A 19,271-nucleotide genomic window follows, 5' to 3' on the forward strand; every position below is an offset into this window, starting at 1 on the left:
CGGCTCCCCTCGGCCGGCGCGCGGCCCGCCTAGGGTAAGCCCGTGAGGATCGACCTGCACACGCACTCGACCGCGAGCGACGGCACCCAGAGCCCGACCGAGCTCGTCGCCGAGGCCCGGGCTGCGCGGATCGGCATGATCGCCCTCACCGACCACGACACCACCGCGGGCTGGGAGGAGGCAGTCGGCGCCGCCGTGCAGCACGGGGTCCGGCTCGTGCGGGGCATCGAGATCTCGTGCAGCCGCGACCACCGCAGCATCCACCTGCTGGGCTACCTGCCCAACCCCGACGACCCGCGCCTCGTCATCGAGCTGGCCCGGGCCCGCGACAGCCGGGTGACCCGGATGGACCGGATGATCGAGCGGATGGCCGCTGACGGCATACCGGTGTCCGTCGAGGAGGTCCGCGCCCAGGTGGCGCCCGGCGCGACGCTCGGCCGGCCCCACCTCGCCGACGCACTCGTGGCCAACGGTGTCGTCACGGACCGGGACGAGGCGTTCCGCGACCTGCTCCACGACCGCAGCCGCTACTACGTCGGGCACTACGCCCCGGACCCCACAGCCGCGATCCGACTCGTGCGGGGCGCCGGGGGAGTGCCGGTCCTCGCGCACCCGTTCGCGATGCGCGGTGCGACGGTCTCGGACGAGCTCGTGGCCGAGCTCGCCGCCGCAGGGCTGGCCGGCATCGAGGCCCACCACCGCGACCACGAGCCGGCCGACGTCGAGCGTGCCGTCCGCCTGGCGCAGCGGCACGACCTCGTCGTCACGGGCAGCAGCGACTACCACGGCGCAGGCAAGCTCAACCGTCTCGGCGAGCGCACCACCGAGCCGCGCGAGTGGTCACGTATCGTCGAGCAGTCCTCAGGCGTGAAGGTGGTGGAACCGTGACCGATGCCGTGACTCGGCGCATCAACATCGAGGACGAGGGTGACCTCGTCCTCACGCTGTCGTGCCCCGACCGCCCGGGCATCGTCGCGGCGGTGAGCCAGCACCTCTTCGAGCGGCAGGCCAACATCGAGGAGAGCCAGCAGTTCAGCGACCACCGCACCGGTCTCTACTTCATGCGCGTGCGGTTCGCCACCGGGCAGGCCGAGCTCGACGTGGACCGGTGGCGCGGTGAGTTCGCCTCCGTCGCAACGGAGTTCGACATGACGTGGGAGATGCGGCCCGCCGCGACGGCATACCGGACTCTCGTCATGGTGAGCCGGTTCGGCCACGTCCTCAACGACCTCCTCTTCCGCTGGAAGTCCGGTCAGGTCAACGCCGACATCGTCGGGATCGTGAGCAACCACACCGACCTCGAGCCGATGGCGCGCTCCTACGGCATCCCGTTCCACCACATCCCGGTGACCAAGGAGACCAAGGCCGAGGCGGAGGCGCAGCTGCGCGAGCTCGTCGCCGAGCACGACGTCGAGCTCATCACGCTCGCCCGCTACATGCAGGTGCTCAGCGACGACCTCTGCCGGGACCTCGGCGGACGGGTCATCAACATCCACCACTCGTTCCTGCCGAGCTTCAAGGGCGCCAAGCCCTACCACCAGGCCTACGCGCGCGGCGTCAAGGTCATCGGAGCCACGGCGCACTACGTCACGGCCGACCTCGACGAGGGTCCGATCATCGAGCAGGACATCCACCGGGTCGACCACCGGATGGACGCCGAGGACCTCGTCGCCGCCGGCGAGGAGGTCGAGTCGCGGGTCTTCGCCCGCGCCGTGAGGTGGCACTGCGAGAGTCGGGTCATCCTCAACGGCGACCGCACGGTCGTCTTCAGCTGACCTGTGGACGACTCGGTGGGCGTGTCGGCGCGGCTGGCTAGGTTGGCGTCGTGACGCAGGTGGGTGCCGGGCGACCGGTCCAGACGGAGTTCGCGGGCATGCCGCCGAGGCTGTATGCCGCGAGCCCCTCACGCCTGCTCGCCCTCGTCGACTGCCCGCGCCGCTACCGCATGCAGTACCTCGACCGGCCCCGGCCCGAACAGCGACCCCAACGGGCGCACACGTCGTTCGGGCTCGCGGTGCACAACGCCCTGCGTGACTGGTGGGACCTGCCGCGCGACCGGCGCACGGCGTCCGCGGGCCGTGAGCTCGTGCGCGAGTCGTGGATCGACGTCGGCTTCCGCGACCCCGAGCAGTCCTCGCAGTGGCGCCGCCGCGCCCAGGAGCACGTCACGGCCTACCTCGCGGGGGTCGACCCCGACGACCACCCCACCGGCATCGAGCGCACGGTGTCGTTCGTCAGCGGGGCGCTGCGGGTCACCGGCCGCATCGACCGGCTCGACGACCGCGACGGTGAGCTCGTCGTCGTCGACTACAAGACGAGCCAGAAGCCGCTCGGCGAGGCCGACGCCCGCACGTCCCTCCCGATGGCCCTGTATGCCGCAGCCGTCTGGAAGATGTTCCGTCGTCCCTGCCTGCGGGTCGAGCTCCACCACGTGACCTCGGGCGAGGTCGTCGAGCACACCCACACACCCGAGTCCCTGACCCGCAAGGTCGACGAGGCCAAGTCCATCGCGCGCGACGCCCAGCGCGCGGACGCCGACTTCGCCGAGCGCGGGGTCGAGTCCACGCTCTTCCCGCCGGTGGTCGGCCCGCTGTGCACGTGGTGCGACTTCCGTGCGCACTGCCCCGAGGGCCAGACGGCGGGGCCGGAGAAGTCCGGGTGGGCGGCGCTCGAGCCCGCCGAGGTCCCCCGCGCGGTCGAGGTCGACTGATCCTCGCCGCGGGTCGCCGTGTGTCGGCGCCGGGTGCAAGGGTGGGCCCATGATCGTCGATCACATCGGAATCACCTGCGCCGACCTCGAGGCCTCCAAGCGCTTCTACGACACCGTCCTCGCGACGCTCGGCCATCGCCGGGTGCTCGACGTCGAGGTGGCGGTCGGCTACGGCGCCAATAGCCCCGACTTCTGGATCGCGCAGCCGGAGGTCGAGTCCGACAACCGGGAGTCGCACCTCGCGTTCACCGCGTCGGGCGTCGAGGCGGTCCACGCCTTCCACGCGGCGGCGACGGGCCTCGGTGCCGAGACGCTGCACGAGCCCCGGCTCTGGCCGGAGTACCACCCGGGCTACTACGCCGTCTTCGTGCGCGACCCCGACGGCAACAACGTCGAGGCCGTCTTCCACGGCGCGGCGCCGGCGGGGGAGTGAGGGTCATGGAGCAGCGCGTCTCGTTCATCACGCTGGCCGTCGCGGACCTCGCCGCGTCGCACCGCTTCTACGCCGAGGGCCTGGGGTGGGCCCCGGAGTTCTTCGACGCCGAGGAGGTGCTCATGTTCCGGGCGGGTCCCCAGACGGTGCTCTCGCTCTGGGACCGGGCGCACTTCGAGGCCGAGGTCGGTGCTCCGGCGCAGACCGGGCCCGGGGTCGTGCCGATCACGCTGAGCCACAACGTGCACGAGCGCGGCCAGGTCGGCGACGTCCTCGCCGACGCCAGGGCCGCGGGTGCCAGCGAGGTCTCCGACGGCGTCGAGCGCGAGTGGGGCGGCTACACCGGCTACTTCGCCGACCCCGACGGCTTCCGGTGGGAGGTCGCGTGGAACCCCGGCCCCGTCGGCCGGCTCGTCCTGCCACCCGTGTCCGACACCACCCGACGGGTGGACACGGGGACCGACGCGGGCTGAGAGACTGGGGCGCGGGTCTCACGCTCTGCGTGGGCCGGCATACCGACTCTTCTCGCTAGGACCCCACGTGCCCCCTCGCAAGCGCGCCACCGGCGCCACGATCCTCGCCGTCGCCAACCAGAAGGGTGGCGTCGCCAAGACCACCTCGGTCGCCTCGCTCGGTGCGGCGTTCGCCGAGCTCGGTAAGCGCGTGCTGCTCGTCGACCTCGACGCGCAGGCCTGCCTGACGTTCAGTCTCGGTGTCGACCCCGACGAGGTCGAGGAGTCGATCCACCACGTCCTGCTCGGCCAGGTGGAGATCGGCGACGTCATCGTCGAGTGCGAGGACGGGGTCCACCTCGTCCCCAGCTCGATCGACCTCGCCGGAACCGAGGCCGTGCTGCTGGGGCGCCCGGCCCGCGAGTACGTCTTGCAGACCGCGCTCGAGCCGATCCGCAAGGACTACGACGTCATCCTCGTCGACTGCTCGCCGAGCCTCGGGGTGCTCACGCTCAACGCGCTCACCGCGGCGAGCGGCCTCATCATCCCCATGCCGTGCGAGATGCTCAGCCATCGCGGCGTCGGCCAGCTGCTCGACACCGTCGCCGACGTCAAGCGCTTCCTCAACAAGAAGCTCAAGGTCGTCGGCATCCTCCCCACCCTCTTCGACGGTCGCAGCAACCACGCCCAGGAGGTGCTCTCCGACGTCGGCGAGCGCTACGGGCTGCCGGTGCTCTCGCCGCCGATCCCGCGCACCGTGAGGTTCGCCGAGGCCCCCGCGGTCGGTCGCTCGATCCTCGCGACGTCACGCACCTCTAAGGGCGCCCGCGCCTACCGCGACGTCGCCACGAGCCTGCTGCCGCAGCTCTAGCCGACGGCGCCGAGGAGGCCTCTTCGCCCGGTCGGGAGCACGTCTTCCACGGGGTTACGGTGGAGACATGCCCACCACCACACGAGCTCTGTCCGTCCCCTCCGCCGGCGCTCCCTTCGAGGCCGTGGACCTCGAGCGCCGCGACCTGCGCGACGACGACGTCCGCATCGACGTCGCCTTCGCCGGCATCTGTCACAGCGACATCCACACCGTCCGCGACGAGTGGGGTGCCGCGCACTACCCGATCGTCACCGGCCACGAGATCGCCGGTACCGTGAGCGCCGTCGGCGACGGCGTCACGAAGTACAAGGTCGGCGACCGGGTCGGCGTCGGCTGCCTCGTCGACTCCTGCACCGAGTGCGAGAACTGCAAGAACGGCCAGGAGATGTTCTGCTCCAACGGCTCGGTCGGCACCTACAACAGCCAGAACTACGACGGCGAGTGGGCCGCCGGCGGCTACAGCCAGCAGATCGTCGTCACCGAGCGCATGGTCCTGCGCATCCCCGAGGGCATCGAGCTCGACGAGGCCGCGCCGTTGCTCTGCGCCGGCATCACGACGTACTCGCCGCTGCGCCGCTGGGGCGCCGGCCCGGGCAAGAAGGTCGCCGTCGTCGGCGTGGGTGGGCTCGGCCACATGGCCGTCAAGCTCGCTGCCGCGATGGGCGCCGAGGTCTCGACGCTCTCGCGCTCGTCCGCGAAGGCTGACGACGCCAAGGCGCTCGGCTCGAGCAACCACATCGCCACGAGCGACGAGGACGCGATGAAGGCCGCCAAGGGCAGCTTCGACCTCATCATCAACACGGTGAGCGCCGACCTCGACATGGAGACCTACGTCCGGCTGCTGCGCCCCAACGGCGCGCTCGTCAACGTCGGCCTGCCGCCGAACAAGCTTGCCGTCAACCCGGGCAGCCTCATCGGCGGCAACAAGGTGCTCACCGGCAGCAACATCGGCGGCATCGGCGAGACCCAGGAGATGCTCGACTTCTGCGCCGAGCACGGCATCGGCGCGACCATCGAGACGCTCGACGCGAGCGACACGACGACGGTCGACGCGGCATACGACGAGGTCGTGGCGGGCAAGGTCCGCTACCGCTACGTCATCGACACCTCGACCATCCCCGCCTGACCGACCCCCGCGACCGTCGGGTCCGGCTCGCGCCGCCACGTCGATCTCGCGGCGCACTGTCGTCGTGGCGGCATGCCGCTGCCAGATCGACGTGCCCGTGCAGGGTGGACCCGACGGTCGACCTGGCCGCAGGCGCAGCAGACACGAGGCCCGTCCCGCACACTGCGGGACGGGCCTCGTGTCGTCCGGGGTGGAGGACCGTATGCCGGCCGCCCACCCGAGCTCGGACCGAGTCAGTCGGTGGAGGCCGCCGGCTTGCCGCCGCGGGTGCGACGACGGCTGCGGCTGCGGCGCGGGGCGCTCGAGCCCTCGGTGCCCTCGCCCGACGTGCTGTGTGCCTCGCCGTCACGCGAGCCCCTGGCCCGGTCACCGTCACGCGCGCCACGGCCACGGCCGCCGTCACGCGCACCGCCGTCACGCGAACCACCGTCGCGCGAACCGCGACCACCGGCCGGGCGACGACCGCTGGACTTGCCGGTCTCACCGAGGTCCTCGAGCGTCTCGGCGTCGAGGCCGGCGCGGGTCTGCGCCGACTTGGGCAGGCGACCCTTGGCCTCGCGCGGGATGTCCATCTGCTCGTAGAAGTGGTCCGAGGAGGAGTAGGTCTCCTCCGGGTCCGGGATGCCGAGGTCGAGGGCCTTGTTGATCATCGTCCAGCGGTGCAGGTCGTCCCAGTCGACGAAGGTCACGGCGATGCCGGTCTGGCCGGCGCGACCGGTGCGGCCGATGCGGTGGACGTAGGTCTTCTCGTCCTCGGGGCACTGGTAGTTGATGACGTGGGTGACGTTCTCGACGTCGATGCCGCGGGCGGCGACGTCGGTGGCGACGAGGACGTCGACCTTGCCCGAGCGGAACGCGCGCAGCGCCTGCTCGCGCGCGCCCTGGCCGAGGTCGCCGTGGATGGACGCGGCGGCGAAGCCACGCTCGACGAGGTCGTCGGCCACCTTGGCGGCGGTGCGCTTGGTGCGGCTGAAGACGATCGTCAGGCCCCGGCCGTTGGCCTGGAGCATGCGGGCGAGCATCTCGACCTTGTCCATGGCGTGCGCGCGGAAGACATGCTGGGTGATGGCCTTGACCGTCTGCGAGGTGTCACCCTCGCCCTCCTGCATGGCGCGGATGTGAGTCGGCTGCGTCATGTAGCGACGGGCCAGCGCGACGACCGCGCCCGGCATCGTCGCCGAGAAGAGCATCGTCTGGCGGGCCGGGGAGGTCATCGCGAGGAGCTTCTCGACGTCGGGGAGGAAGCCGAGGTCGAGCATCTCGTCGGCCTCGTCGAGGACGACCGTCTTGGCCCGCGACAGGTCGAGGTGGCCCTGCTTGGCGAGGTCGATGAGACGACCCGGCGTGCCGACGACGACCTCGACGCCCTTCTGGAGGGCCTCGATCTGCGGCTCGTAGGCGCGGCCGCCGTAGACGGTGAGGACGCGGATGCCGCGGGTCTTGCCGGCACGCTCGAGGTCGGCGGCCACCTGCACGGCCAGCTCGCGGGTCGGGGCGACGGCGAGGGCCTGCGGCTTGCCCTGGTGGGCGAAGCCCTCCCAGGCGTCGTCGCCACGGGCGATGACCTTGTTGAGCAGCGGGATGCCGAAGCCGAGGGTCTTGCCCGTGCCGGTCTTGGCCTGGCCGATGATGTCGTGCCCGGAGAGCGCGACCGGCAGGGTCATCGCCTGGATCGGGAACGGCGTCGTGATGCCGTGGCCGGCGAGGGCCGACACGATGTCGGGGTGGATCGGGAAGTCGGCGAAGGTCTGCTCGACCGCCGTCGCCTGCTTGGTCGCCTCGATGGCGGCCTCGTCGGGGATGGCCTCCGCCGTCGCGGGGTCGGCAGGGATCGTCTGGCTGTCAGTCATGGGAACTCTCTGATCGGCGGCATCACGCGCGGACTGCTCGTCGCCGCTGTGGCGGGCCGATCGGAGGTCTTCGGGCGGGCGCTCTCGTGAGGCCCTCACACTGATGTTCGTCGTGCCGACCGGGCACCGTGGACCTTCGCAGCCTACCGTGCGTATGCCGTCCGCCCCGCCACCGCGGGATCGCTAGGCTGCGCGGCATGGAGACGAACCCGCCCGAGGGCCTGGACGACCCGGCATACCGCGCTGCCGTCGTGGACCTGCTCGGGGTGCTCGCCTACGGCGAGCTCACCGCCTGCATCCGGATGGCGACCGACTCCGACCTCGCCCCGTCGCTGCGGATCAAGGCGCAGATGGCCGGCTTCGCCTCGACCGAGTACCGGCAGTACGAGCTGCTCGTCGCGCGCCTCGACGACCTCGGGGTCGACGCCGAGGTGGCGATGCAGCCGTTCGTCGCGCCGTTCTCCGCGTTCCACGACCGCACGAAGCCCAAGAGCTGGGTCGAGGGCCTCGTCAAGGCCTACGTCGGCGACGGCATCGCGAAGGACTTCTACCGCGAGATGGGCTCGTTCGTCGACCAGCGCACGCGCGACGTCATGGACCACGCCCTCGACGACGCGGGCACCGGCGAGTTCATCGTCGGCGTCGTGCGCGACACCCTCAAGACCGACCCGACGGCCAAGGGGCGGCTCAGCCTCTGGGGTCGGCGGCTGCTCGGTGAGGCGCTGAGCCAGGGCCAGTCCGTCGCCGTCGAGCGCGACGCCCTGACCGGCCTGCTCGTGGGGGGTGGCGCCGACCTCACCGAGATCGGGCAGATGTTCACCCGGCTCACCGACAGGCACAGCGAGCGCATGGCCCGGCTCGGCCTCACCGCCTGACGCTCCGGGTCTCGCTTCGGTGAGGGGGCGGGTCGCTCATGAGATGGCGATACGCGCTCAGTCGCTCCTTCGTCACGAACGCGCGCATCGCCATCTCATGAGCTCGGCTCCCGAACACCACGAAGGCCCCGACCGTCTGGCGGTCGGGGCCTTCGCTGTGTCTGTCAGCAGGCGGGGTGTCAGACCTGCTTGCGGCCGGTGGCCATGCCGTAGCCCACGATGAGCAGGGCGGCGACGACGATGCCGGCGAGGAACGGGATGAACTCGAACCCGCCGTTGCCGTTGTTGTAGCCCAGCTGGTAGACGAGCCAGGATCCGATGAGCGAGCCGAGGATTCCGAGGATCACGGTCACCAGGACCGAGATGCTCTGACGTCCCGGAAGGACGAGTCGAGCCAACGCTCCGATGATGGCACCGACGATGATGGCGCCGATGATGGTTCCGATCACGGGAACCGCTCCTTTCTGGCCCTGTCGGGCACGAGGTCGGCCACCGGAATGGTGGCCTTGAACGCTTCGAGCCTATGCCACAAAACGCTCTGCGAACGGGGCGCGAGCAGGCCCTTTTTCCTCGTGCTGCCGGTGTCATCGCAGCAGGTCAGCGCGGCTTTCGCCGCGGGCGGTCACTCGGTGTGGTCGGGGCGGATCTGGCCGAAGCCGACCCGGCTCTTCTCGGACTCGCCGACCTGCACCCACCCCAGCGCACGGCCGGGGACGAGGACCTGTCGGCCCTTGGTGTCGGTGAGCCGGAGCACCCCTCCGTCGACGAGCGCGGCGTCGATCGCCTGCGCGACCTCGTCGGCGGATGCGTCGGTCTCGAGTGCGATCTCGCGTGCGACGTTCTGCACGCCGATGTTGACCTCCACGGTCTGCTTCCCTTCGGTTCGTGGTGGTCGCGCGGCAGAGGCCGCGGACCTGTTCACGAGAGGCTAACCGTGCGCGGCCTCCGAACGTTCCCCGCCCGTGCGGGGCAGCGAGCCGATGCCTCGCCAGGCGAGGGCGCTCACGAGGGCGCAGGCGTCGTCGCGCGCGAGGTCGGACTCGGCGGCGAGCCAGTGGCGCGCGGTGATCTGGGCCATGCCGGCGAGCCCGACCCCGAGGAGCATCGCCTGCTCGTCGGGGATGCCGGAGTCCTCGGCGATGACGTCGGCGATCGCCTCGGCGCAGGACAGCTCGAGGCTGTCGAGCCGGGCCCGGACCTGCGGGACGCTCGTGAGGTCGGACTCGAAGACCATCCGGAAGGCAGCGCCCTCGCGCGAGACGAAGTCGTAGTAGGCGCTGATCGTCGCCGCGACGCGGTCCTTGTTGTCCTCGGTGGGGCGGGCGAGCGCCTCCCGCACGAGCTGCTCGAGCGTGTCGCAGTGCTGGTCGAGGAGGGCGAGGTAGAGCTCGAGCTTGCCGGGGAAGTGCTGGTAGAGCACGGGCTTGGAGACGCCGGCGTGCTCGGCGATGTCGTCCATGGCCGCGGCGTGGTAGCCGCGCTCGACGAAGACCGCCTGTGCTGCCTCGAGGAGCTGGGCGCGCCGCTCGGATCGGGGCATCCGCTGGCCGCGGGGAGTGCTCGGGTCCATGACATTCCTGTCTGACGTGTCGTTCTCCTGTGGTCCGCGTCATCGTACGGTCCGCGAAGGGCCCCGAGGAGCCATCGACGTATCGTGACCTGTGTGGACGCCTCCGGCGGGCCGAGCGCCCGTATGCCGCTCGCTCCCGTCGGCGAGGAGCTCTCACCTGCCGACCGGACGCGCTTCGCCCGCCACGTCATCCTCCCGGGGGTCGGCGCGCAGGGACAGCGCCGGCTGAGGTCGGCCCGGGTCCTCGTCGTGGGTGCCGGCGGGCTGGGCTCGCCGGTGCTCCTCTACCTCGCGGCAGCCGGCGTCGGCCGTCTCACCGTGGTCGACGACGACGTCGTCGAGGCGACGAACCTCCAACGCCAGGTGGTGCACGGCGTCGCCGACGTCGGGCGCGCCAAGGTCGACTCCGCCGTGCAGGCCCTCGCGCTCCTCGCGCCCGAGGTCGAGGTGCGGCCGGTCTCGCAGCGGCTCGTCGCCGACAACGTGCTCGACCTCGTCGCCGACCACGACGTCGTCGTCGACGGCGCCGACAACTTCCCGACCCGCTACCTCGTCGGCGACGCGTGCGCCCGGCTCGGCGTGCCGCACGTCTGGGGCTCGGTCTACCAGCACGACGCGCAGGTGAGCGTCTGGTGGTCCGGAGTGGGGCCCTGCTACCGCTGCGTCTTCCCGACGCCCCCACCGCCGGGTGCGGTGCCCTCGTGCTCGACCGGGGGAGTGCTCGGCGCGAGCGTGGGGGCGGTGGGGTCGGTCATGGCCGAGGAGGTCGTCAAGCTCCTCGTCGGTGGCGGGGAGCCGCTCATCGGTCGACTGCTCCTCCACGACGCCTGGCGCCAGGAGTGGAGCACGATCGCCGTCGCGGCCGACCCGGACTGCGTCGTCTGCGGCACCGGCGCCGACCCCTTGCGTCCGCTGGGGATCGACGCGGACTCCACGTCGACGGGATCGCCGGACGCTGCCTTCGACGGGTCCGGCTCGGGCCCGGGCGACGGAGCGGGCACCAGCGCTCCGGGGCTGCCGTCCATCTCGGTGGGCGACCTCGCACGACGCCTCAGCGCCCGCGAGTCCGGGTCGGACGCCTTCGTGCTCGTCGACGTCCGCGAACCCGGCGAGCGCGAGGTCGTCGTCATCCCGGGCGCGGTGGCGGTGCCGCTGGGTGAGGTTCGTGCACGCGGGGCGGAGGCGCTCGCGGACGCCGCGGACGGCATACCCGTGCTCGTGCACTGCAAGACCGGCGCGCGCTCCGCGGAGGCCGTGGAGCGTCTCCGGGCCGACGGGGTCGACGCCGTCGACGTCACCGGTGGGGTCCTCGCGTGGGTGCGCGACGTCGACCCGAGCCAGCCGACCTACTGAGTCCGAGGGCAGCACGCGGGTGTCGGTCGGACGTGATGGGATTCCGTGGTGCTGACCCTGCGACGAGCCGCGACGACCGAGGTCGCGGTCCCGGACCTCGACCCCGTGCAGCAGTCCGTCGTCGACTGGCGCGGGAGCGGCGTGCTGCGCGTGCTCGGCGCGCCCGGCACGGGCAAGTCGACGGTGGCCGTCGAGCTCGTGGCGGCCCAGGTCCGTGACGGGCTCAGGCCGGAGCAGTGCCTCGTGCTCGCCGCGTCGAGGCGTGGCGCGGCCCGGCTGCGCGACCGGGTGACCGCACGAGTCGGGGGCACCTCGACCGAGCCGCTCGCGCGGACCTTCCCGTCGTTCGGGTTCGGTGTGCTGCGGGCGTCCGCCGCGCTCGCGGGCGACGCGCCTCCCCGGCTCCTCAGCGGTCCCGAGCAGGACGTCGTGCTCCGCGAGCTGCTCGCCGGTCACGCCAGCGGTGAGACGCCGGGGCCGCGGTGGCCCGAGCGGGTGCGCCTCGCGCTGCCGACGCGTGCGTTCCGCGCCGAGCTGCGCGACCTGCTCATGCGCACCGTCGAGCTCGGCCTCGACGCCGACGAGCTCGAGCGCCTCGGACTCGAGCACGAGCGCGACGAGTGGGTGGCCGGCGCCGAGCTCCTTCGCGAGTACGACGAGGTCACCGCCCTCCTCACCCCGGGTGCCTTCGACCCGGCGCTCATCCTCGGTGCGGCCGCGGGGGCGCTCGACGAGGACACCGACCTCGCCGACTCGGTGACCGGGGCCCTGCGCCTCGTCGTCGTCGACGACGCGCAGGAGATGACCCCGGCGGCCCTGAGGCTGCTCGAGGTCCTCAGGCGGGTCGCACCGGCCGCGGGGATCGTCCTGCTCGGCGACCCCGACAGCGCCACCCAGACGTTCCGCGGAGGCGACCCGGCGCTGCTGGCGCGCGAGTGGGCGGTGCTCGGCGACGGCCCGACCGTGGTCCTTCCACGCAGCCACCGCCTGCCCGAGCGGTTGCTCGAGGTGACCGGCGCCGTCGCCGGCCACGTCGGCGTTCTCGGTGACGCCTCGCACCGTCGGGTCGACCCCACCGGCGCGGGTGGGGACGTCGAGGTCCACCTCCTGCGCTCGGCGAGCCAGGAGGCCGGGTTCGTCGCCTCGCGGCTGCGTGCGGCGCACCTCCTCGACGACGTGCCCTGGGGCGACATGGCGGTCGTCGTACGTGGACAGGCCCGCAGCGCCGCCCTCCGGCGCGCCCTCCAGTCGGCGGGTGTTCCGGTGAGCGCGGCCGAGGCCGAGCTGCCGGTGCGTGACGAACCGGCCGTGCGACCGCTGCTCGCGCTGCTCCAGATCGTCATCGATCTCGGGCTCGGCCGCACCGAGGAGGTCCCGGTCGACGTCGCGCTCGACGTCCTCGTGTCCCCGCTCGGGGCGGCCGACCCGGTCGAGCTGCGGCGGCTGCGACGCACCCTGCGGCGCGACGAGCTCGATGCCGGAGGTGCGCGCACGAGCGACGAGCTGCTGGCCGAGGTCCTGCTGCGCCCGGCGGTGCACGACCGCCTCGGCAGCGAGGGCCGGTCGGTGCAGCGGGTGGGCCGGATGATCCTCGCCGGGCTGGCGGCGTGCGCCACGCCCGACGGCACGTGGGTCGCCGGGACGAGTGCCGAGGCGATCCTCTGGGCGATGTGGGACGCCTCGCGGCTCGCGGGGCCGTGGCGCGAGTCCGCGCTGGCCGGAGGAGCGGCCGGGGCGCGCGCCGACCGTGACCTCGATGCCGTCCTCGCCATCCTGCGGGCGGCCGCGACCTTCGGTGAGCGGCTGCCCGGCTCCTCGCCCGAGGCCTTCCTCGAGCACGTCCTCGGCCAGGACGTGCCGGGCGACACCCTGGCGGCCCGCGCGCCCGCCGGAGACACGGTCTCGCTCCTCACTCCTCAGGCCGCCGCCGGCCGTGAGTGGCCGCTCGTCGTCGTCGCCGGCGTCCAGGAGGGCAGCTGGCCCGACCTGCGGCTGCGCGGGTCGCTGCTCGGGTCCACCGACCTCGTCGACGTGGTGCGCGGGCGCGCCGGCGGTCACCGGGCGGCGCTCGCGGCGGTGCGCCACGACGAGACCCGCCTCTTCCACGTCGCCGTGTCGCGAGCCACCCGCGAGCTGCTCGTCACCGCGGTCCGCAGCGAGGACGAGCAGCCCTCGCCCTACCTCGAGGTGGTCTCACCCCTTCCCGACGACGCCGAGCGCCGCGAGCTGAGCGACTGGGCCCGGCCGATGACCCTCCCGTCGCTCGTCGGTGCGCTCCGCCGCGACATCGTGTCCGACGAGGCCCCCCGACGAGGAGCCGCGATCACCGCGCTGGCCCGGCTGGCGCGCGAGGGCGTCCCGGGTGCCGACCCCGCGTCGTGGTGGGTGCTTCACGGGATCTCCGACGACCGGCCGCGCCGAGGTCCCGACGACGTCGTACGGGTCAGGCCCTCGACGATCGACGCCTTCGGCTCCTGCCAGCTCAAGTGGGCGCTCACCACGGCGGGCGGCGACGGGCCGATGATCGGTCAGCGCGACGTCGGCACCCTGATCCACGAGATCGCCGCCGAGGGCGACGCGGACGCCGCCACGATGCGCGGGCTCCTCGACGAGCGATGGGCGCGGCTCGGCCTGCCCGCCGGATGGTCCACCGACCTCAAGCGACGCGAGGCCGGGCGGATGCTCGACCGCCTCGCCCGGTTCTTCGGTGAGAACACCGCGGCCGGCTGGCGCCGTCTCGCCGCCGAGGAGTCGATGAGGGTCGAGCTCGGCCGGGTGCAGCTCCGGGGCAGCGTCGACCGCCTCGACGTCGACCCCCACGGAGCCGTCCGGGTCATCGACTACAAGACCGGGTCCAGCAAGCCCAAGGCCGACGACGTGCCGCGGCACGCCCAGCTCGGCGCCTACCAGCTCGCCGTCACGACCGGCGCCTTCGGGCACCTCGGGGTCGAGCCGACGTCGGGCGGGGCGGCCCTGCTGCACCTCGGCAAGGCCGCCAACCAGAAGACGACGATCCAGGTGCAGCCACCGCTGTCGCGCGACGAGGACCCGGGCTGGGCCGAGGAGCTCGTGCGCGAGACCGGCGAGGCCATGGCCGGTGCGACCTTCACGGCGACCCCGAGCGACGACGTCTGCCGGACCTGCCCGGTGCGGAGCTCGTGCCCGGCCCAGCCCGAGGGGAGGGCCCTGTGACCGTGTCCGCCGTGGGTGCGCGCTACTCCGCTGCCGACGTCTCGAGCGCCATCGGCCTGCCGCACCTGCCGACCCCCGAGCAGACGGCGGTGATCGAGGCGCCGCTCAAGCCGCTGCTCGTCATCGCGGGAGCCGGTTCGGGCAAGACCGAGACGATGGCTGCACGCGTGGTGTGGCTCGTTGCCAACGGGTTCGTCCAGCCCGACGAAGTCCTCGGCCTCACCTTCACCCGCAAGGCCGCGACCGAGCTCGCCGACCGCATCGGCAGCCGTCTCGCCCAGCTGCGCCGGGTCGGACTCTGGACCCCCGCCGACGACGACGGGGCACCCTCGCTCGGTGCCGACGTGAGCGTGTCGACATACCATTCGTATGCCGGCCGCCTCGTCCGCGAGCACGGCCTGCGGCTGGGCTACGAGGCCGACACCCGGCTGCTCTCCGAGGCGGCTGCGTGGCAGACCGCCCACGAGGCGGTGGCGCGCTACGACGGCCCGATGGACGGGGTCGAGAAGGCCGAGTCCACGGTCACCGCGGCAGTCGTCGACCTCGCCGGTGAGATGGCCGAGCACCTCCAGAGTCCCGAGTCCGTTGCGGCACACCTCGACCGGGTCATCGCCCACCTCGACGGCACGGAGCGCGGCGACACCCGCAAGAAGGCGCACCCGGCGAGGGCGGAGCTCGACAACCTGCGGCTCCGGCGTGCGGTGGTGCCGATCGTCGAGGACTACGCACGGCTCAAGCGCTCCCGCGATGCGATGGACTTCGCCGACCAGATGGCGCTCGCCGCACGGCTCGCGATGACCTTCGACGACATCGGGGCGATCGAGCGGGCACGTCACCGGGTCGTCCTGCTCGACGAGTTCCAGGACACGTCCGAGGCGCAGCTCGCGCTGCTCAAGTCGCTCTACGTCGCCCCGGGCGAGACGTCCGCCGTCACTGCAGTCGGGGACCCGCACCAGTCGATCTACGGATGGCGCGGGGCGAGCGCGACGACGCTGACCCGGTTCGCCGAGGAGTTCGCCGACCCCGACCCCGCCGAGAAGCGCGACCTCTCGACGAGCTGGCGCAACGACTCGGCCATCCTCGACGTCGCCAACCATCTGGCGCGCCCGCTCCGTGACACCTCCCGCGTCCCGGTCGAGCCGCTGTCGGCACGGCCCGGTGCGGGGAGGGGGTCCGTCGAGGCCTCGCGGCTGCTCACCTCGGCGGACGAGGCCGACCACGTCGCCCGGTGGCTGGCGGCGCAGCGGGCACGCGGTCAGGTCAGCGCTGCCGTGCTCTGCCGCAAGCGGGCCGAGTTCGCCACCGTGACGGCAGCGCTCGAGGACCACGACATCCCGCACGAGGTCGTGGGACTCGGTGGGCTGCTGCTCACCCCCGAGGTCGAGGACGTCGTCGCCCTCCTCCACGTCGTCCAGGACCCGGCGCGGGGCGACCACCTCGTCCGGCTGCTCTCGGGGCCGATGATGCGGCTCGGCATCGCCGACCTCGACGCGCTGGCTGCGTGGTCGCGCGACCAGCAGCACCGGCGCGGTGGGTCGGTGGCGCGCCACGAGAGGGACCTCGCCCCCGATGCGGCCGACGCGCCGAGCATCGTCGAGGCCCTCGACTCGCTGCCGCCCGACGGCTGGGTGGGCCCCGAGGGCGAGCGCCTCTCCGAGATCGCCGCGACCCGTCTCGCCGGCCTCGGCGCCACGGTGCAACGGCTGCGGGGGCTGACGTTCCTGCCCCTCGCCGACCTGGTGATCGAGGCCGAGAAGGCGCTCGGCCTCGACATCGAGGTGCTCGCGCGGCCCAACTACACCCCGACGGCCGCCCGGGCCCACCTCGACGCCTTCGGCGACGTCGCGGCCCAGTTCGCGATGAGCGCCGACCGGGCCACACTCGGTGGCTTCCTCGACTGGGTCAAGGCAGCGATCGACGAGGAGCGGGGGCTCGACCGCGGCTATGCCGACGCCACACCCAACGCCGTGCAGGTCATGACGATCCACGCGGCCAAGGGTCTCGAGTGGGACGTCGTCGCCGTCCCCGGACTCGTCGAGAGCACCTTTCCCGCCCACAACCTCCACACCTCCGCGTTCAAGGGCGGGGAGTGGGTCATCTCCTCGCCCAAGGACAAGGGGTGGCTGGCGGGCTTGCAGGACGGCGGGCTGCCCTACGAGCTACGCGGCGACCGCGACGGTCTTCCCGACCTCGGGTGGCGCAGCGCGGACGGGTGGGACGACCTCGCCCAGCGCCTCGAGGACTTCGCCGTCGCCGGTGGCAGGCACGCGATCGCCGAGGAGCGACGTCTCGCCTACGTCGCGGCGACCCGGGCCCGCCACGCGCTGCTGCTCACGTCGAGCGTGTGGAGCCGGCCCAAGACCCCGCGGGTCACCTCACGCTTCCTCGAGGAGGTCCTCGAGGTCGCCGAGCCCGGTGGTCCCGCCGGCGAGGAGGGCGATGGTCCCGGTGCCGGGCGCGGAGGTGCGGGTTCGGTGCGCCGTGGCGTGTGGGTGGAGCTGCCCGAGCCGCCCGACGACGGCACCACCCTCGTCAAGCCGGGGACCGAGGAGGGGGCGGAGTTCTGCTGGCCGGTCGACCACCTCGAGCACCGCCGGCGCCGCGCGCTTCCCGCCGCTCAGGCGGTCCGTGACGCGATGCCGTCGCTGGAGGACTCCGCCCCCGACGGTCCCTGGGGTCGGGAGCTCCGCGTGCTGCTCGCCGAGAGGGCGGCACGGGCCAGTCGTCACGCCGACGTCGTGCACCTCCCGTCGCACCTGTCGACATCGTCCCTCGTCGCGTTCGCCACCGACCCCGAGCGGTTCGCCTCCGAGCTGCGCCGCCCGATGCCGTCCGCCCCGGCCGCGGCGGCCCGGCGCGGCACGGCCTTCCACGCGTGGGTCGAGGAGCACTACGCGCGGGCCGCCATCGTCGACATCTTCGAGCTGCCGGGCAGCGCCGACGACGACCCCGTGTCGGACGACGAGCTGCCGGCGATGCGCGAGCGCTTCCTCGCCAGTCCGTGGGCCTCCCGGCAGCCGGCCGAGATCGAGACCTCGCTCGAGACCGTCGTCGACGGCGTCGCGATCCGCGGGCGCGTCGACGCCGTCTTCGCCGACATCGAGGGCGCCGACTGGGTCATCGTCGACTGGAAGACCGGGAGCAGGCCGACCGGGGAGGTGGCGCGAGTGCGCGCACTCCAGCTCGCGGCATACCGGATCGCCTGGGCGCGCCTGCGCGGTCTGGACGCGGAGCGGGTGCGAGGGGCGTTCTACTACGCGGGGACAGGTGAGACCGTCTGGCCCGAGCTCGTCGGCGAGGCCGAGCTCAGCGCTCTGCTGCGGGAGGTGCCGGCCGGCTGACGTCACCCTCGTCGTCGGTCTCGACCCTCGGTCGCTCCGAGGCGGGGAACGAGCGGGGGGTCCAGCTCACCTCGTCGTCGGCCTCCTCGTCGGACTGGTGCCAGCGGGCCACGGGCTCAGCGGTGGTGGCGTCGTCGGGCTCCGGATCGTGCTCGGTCGCAACGGGCTCGGCGTCGTCGTCGGTCTCGCGCTCGAGGGTGTCGGCCTCGTCCTCGCCGGCGACCTCGGCCTCGTCGCTCTCGTCCCCGTTGCCCTCGGAGTCGTGGGAGTCGCCCGTGACGTGGCTGGTGCGGGGGGCGTCGTCGACGCGCAGCTCGAACACGTCCGCGTCCACCAGCGCGGGTGCCGCGCCCGCGTCCCCGCTCGTCGTCCCACTCGCACTGGTGGTCCCACTCGCACTCGTGCTCGACCCCGCGGGCTCGAACTCGACCTCGACGTCCTCGTCGTCGTCCTCCTCCGCCACGACCGGCGGGGGAGTCGCACGCCCTCGCAGCGCCACGGGGGTGAGCGAGCTGGGGCGGTAGTCGTCGTCGGCGTCCTCGGCGTGCACCTCGTCGTCGAGCCGGCGCAGCCTGCTCGAGAAGCCCTCGACCGCGTCCGAGTCGCCTCGGGCGTCGGCGCGCATGAGGTCGGCGAGGATGCCGAGCTCGGCCGCGAGGCGGGCGCGCACGAGCAGGTTGCCGTCGGGGCGCTCGACGCGGGCGTGCGCGTAGGCCTCGAGGACCGTCTCGAGGGCCGCGGGGTCGGCCTCGTCGACGAGCGCCGCGAAGTCGTCGGCGGGGTCGGCGACCTTGGCGTCCTCCCAGCCCGTGAGGCCGCGGATCCGGCCGGTCGAGGCGTCGCTGTCGTCCTCGAAGACCGCGAGGACCTGGTCACCGGTGAGGTCGCCGTGGACGCACGTCGGCGCGAAGCGCCACAGCGCGACGTCCTCGAGCGCGTGCTCCCACCGGGCGAGCAGCGCCGTCGGGACGCGTCCGGACTCTGCGGCACGGTCGAGCTCGGTGAGCCGCCGACGGCGGTAGGAGTCGGTGTCGTAGGTCGGCATGCCTGCCTCGTCGAAGAGGCGGACGTCGGTGTTGTGCAGAGCGGCGAGCGCACGGCCCAGCTCGGCGGCGGGCCCCGGCCCCGGCGGCAGCTCGTCGAACGCGAGGTTCTGTCCGGGCAGGAAGGCGTAGATCATCGCGCGGCCACCACCCTTGAGCTCGACGAACCCCTTGGGCGACGGGATGGAGAACGGGAGCCGCCGCGCGAGCATCTGCAGCAGCGGGACGGTGAGGTCCATGCGGGCACCCGCGGCCTCGCTGCGCGGAGCACGCACGACCCAGCGACGGTGCTCGCTGTCTTGGACGAACGCGACGTCGTAGTCCTGGTCCGGGACGCTCGGCAGGGCCTCGACACTCACCGGGTCCAGGCCCGGGACGGCAGCGCTGGCCAGGGCGGCTAGGAAGGTCGGGGTGCGTTCCACCCGTTCACCGTATGCCGTGAGCGCACCCTAGGG

Annotated in this window: 16 protein-coding genes; 11 read left to right on the top strand and 5 right to left on the bottom strand. The window is 72.9% G+C overall.

Annotated features, from left to right (window positions below; genetic code table 11):
* Nucleotides 1-42 precede the first annotated feature (42 nt).
* The 7 genes from ACSQ11_RS10455 (at nt 43) to ACSQ11_RS10485 (ending at nt 5,592) form a co-directional block, all read left to right on the top strand.
* Nucleotides 43-888 (top strand): PHP domain-containing protein, encoded by an 846-nt coding sequence (locus ACSQ11_RS10455; protein ID WP_436005090.1) that lies wholly within the window; start codon nt 43-45, stop codon nt 886-888.
* A complete protein-coding gene (purU, locus tag ACSQ11_RS10460) occupies nt 885-1,775 on the top strand; it encodes a formyltetrahydrofolate deformylase (RefSeq protein WP_436005092.1) in 891 nt (296 codons plus the stop codon). Before ACSQ11_RS10455 ends, purU begins: the two co-directional genes overlap by 4 nt.
* A 50-nt stretch (nt 1,776-1,825) precedes the next feature.
* Nucleotides 1,826-2,710, top strand: a complete 885-nt coding sequence (locus ACSQ11_RS10465) for a RecB family exonuclease (RefSeq protein ID WP_436005094.1) — start codon at nt 1,826-1,828, stop codon at nt 2,708-2,710.
* Between the two features lie 49 nt (nt 2,711-2,759).
* Nucleotides 2,760-3,143, top strand: coding sequence for a VOC family protein (locus ACSQ11_RS10470; protein ID WP_436005096.1), 384 nt, complete (start codon nt 2,760-2,762; stop codon nt 3,141-3,143).
* A gap of 5 nt (nt 3,144-3,148) precedes the next feature.
* Nucleotides 3,149-3,616: a VOC family protein gene (locus ACSQ11_RS10475; protein ID WP_436005098.1), complete on the top strand. Its 468-nt coding sequence runs from the start codon at nt 3,149-3,151 to the stop codon at nt 3,614-3,616.
* Between the two features lie 67 nt (nt 3,617-3,683).
* Nucleotides 3,684-4,466 carry a ParA family protein gene (locus ACSQ11_RS10480; protein WP_436005100.1) on the top strand — a complete coding sequence of 261 codons (783 nt, stop codon included), beginning with the start codon at nt 3,684-3,686 and terminating at the stop codon, nt 4,464-4,466.
* 67 nt (nt 4,467-4,533) lie between these two features.
* Entirely contained in the window at nt 4,534-5,592 is a 1,059-nt protein-coding gene (locus tag ACSQ11_RS10485) for an NAD(P)-dependent alcohol dehydrogenase (protein ID WP_436005102.1), read from the top strand.
* Nucleotides 5,593-5,825: 233 nt separating this feature from the next.
* Here ACSQ11_RS10485 and ACSQ11_RS10490 read toward each other — a convergent pair whose 3' ends face one another.
* A complete protein-coding gene (locus ACSQ11_RS10490; RefSeq protein WP_436005104.1) occupies nt 5,826-7,442 on the bottom strand; it encodes a DEAD/DEAH box helicase in 1,617 nt (538 codons plus the stop codon).
* Between the two features lie 197 nt (nt 7,443-7,639).
* On the opposite strand from ACSQ11_RS10490, the gene ACSQ11_RS10495 reads away from it, so the two are divergent.
* The gene (locus ACSQ11_RS10495; RefSeq protein ID WP_436005106.1) at nt 7,640-8,317 is read left to right on the top strand and encodes a ferritin-like fold-containing protein; all 678 of its coding nucleotides are present in this window, start codon (nt 7,640-7,642) and stop codon (nt 8,315-8,317) included.
* Nucleotides 8,318-8,496: 179 nt separating this feature from the next.
* On the opposite strand, the gene ACSQ11_RS10500 is transcribed toward ACSQ11_RS10495, so the two are convergent.
* From ACSQ11_RS10500 to ACSQ11_RS10510, 3 genes are all read right to left on the bottom strand, one after another.
* Nucleotides 8,497-8,766, bottom strand: coding sequence for a GlsB/YeaQ/YmgE family stress response membrane protein (locus tag ACSQ11_RS10500; RefSeq protein ID WP_436005108.1), 270 nt, complete (start codon nt 8,764-8,766; stop codon nt 8,497-8,499).
* A 173-nt stretch (nt 8,767-8,939) separates the two neighbouring features.
* A complete protein-coding gene (locus ACSQ11_RS10505) occupies nt 8,940-9,182 on the bottom strand; it encodes a DUF3107 domain-containing protein (protein ID WP_436005110.1) in 243 nt (80 codons plus the stop codon).
* A 63-nt stretch (nt 9,183-9,245) separates the two neighbouring features.
* Nucleotides 9,246-9,887: a TetR/AcrR family transcriptional regulator gene (locus ACSQ11_RS10510; RefSeq protein ID WP_436005112.1), complete on the bottom strand. Its 642-nt coding sequence runs from the start codon at nt 9,885-9,887 to the stop codon at nt 9,246-9,248.
* Nucleotides 9,888-10,010: 123 nt separating this feature from the next.
* On the opposite strand from ACSQ11_RS10510, the gene ACSQ11_RS10515 reads away from it, so the two are divergent.
* From ACSQ11_RS10515 to ACSQ11_RS10525, 3 genes are read left to right on the top strand one after another with little or no spacing between them, the layout of a single operon-like run.
* Nucleotides 10,011-11,240 (top strand): ThiF family adenylyltransferase, encoded by a 1,230-nt coding sequence (locus ACSQ11_RS10515; protein ID WP_436006753.1) that lies wholly within the window; start codon nt 10,011-10,013, stop codon nt 11,238-11,240.
* Nucleotides 11,241-11,288: 48 nt separating this feature from the next.
* On the top strand, nt 11,289-14,432 hold the full coding sequence (locus ACSQ11_RS10520) for an ATP-dependent helicase (protein ID WP_436005114.1): 3,144 nt from the start codon (nt 11,289-11,291) through the stop codon (nt 14,430-14,432).
* Nucleotides 14,429-17,773: a UvrD-helicase domain-containing protein gene (locus tag ACSQ11_RS10525; protein WP_436005116.1), complete on the top strand. Its 3,345-nt coding sequence runs from the start codon at nt 14,429-14,431 to the stop codon at nt 17,771-17,773. The genes ACSQ11_RS10520 and ACSQ11_RS10525 overlap by 4 nt, the downstream gene beginning before the upstream one ends.
* Here the strand turns inward: ACSQ11_RS10525 and ACSQ11_RS10530 are convergent.
* Nucleotides 17,739-19,238 (bottom strand): macrolide 2'-phosphotransferase, encoded by a 1,500-nt coding sequence (locus ACSQ11_RS10530; protein WP_436005118.1) that lies wholly within the window; start codon nt 19,236-19,238, stop codon nt 17,739-17,741. The two genes, ACSQ11_RS10525 and ACSQ11_RS10530, sit on opposite strands and share 35 nt — an antisense overlap.
* Nucleotides 19,239-19,271 lie beyond the last annotated feature (33 nt).

Source organism: Knoellia sp. LjRoot47 (genome assembly GCF_964253435.1).
In the GTDB taxonomy this organism is placed as follows: domain Bacteria; phylum Actinomycetota; class Actinomycetes; order Actinomycetales; family Dermatophilaceae; genus Knoellia.

Bases quoted from the DNA above. Each gene is read 5' to 3' on its own strand.
- ACSQ11_RS10470 (WP_436005096.1), top strand. From the start codon at position 2,760: ATGATCGTCGATCACATCGGAATCACCTGCGCCGACCTCGAGGCCTCC.
- ACSQ11_RS10475 (WP_436005098.1), top strand. From the start codon at position 3,149: ATGGAGCAGCGCGTCTCGTTCATCACGCTGGCCGTCGCGGACCTCGCC.
- ACSQ11_RS10485 (WP_436005102.1), top strand. From the start codon at position 4,534: ATGCCCACCACCACACGAGCTCTGTCCGTCCCCTCCGCCGGCGCTCCC.
- ACSQ11_RS10490 (WP_436005104.1), bottom strand. From the start codon at position 7,442: ATGACTGACAGCCAGACGATCCCTGCCGACCCCGCGACGGCGGAGGCC.
- ACSQ11_RS10495 (WP_436005106.1), top strand. From the start codon at position 7,640: ATGGAGACGAACCCGCCCGAGGGCCTGGACGACCCGGCATACCGCGCT.
- ACSQ11_RS10510 (WP_436005112.1), bottom strand. From the start codon at position 9,887: ATGGACCCGAGCACTCCCCGCGGCCAGCGGATGCCCCGATCCGAGCGG.
- ACSQ11_RS10515 (WP_436006753.1), top strand. From the start codon at position 10,011: ATGCCGCTCGCTCCCGTCGGCGAGGAGCTCTCACCTGCCGACCGGACG.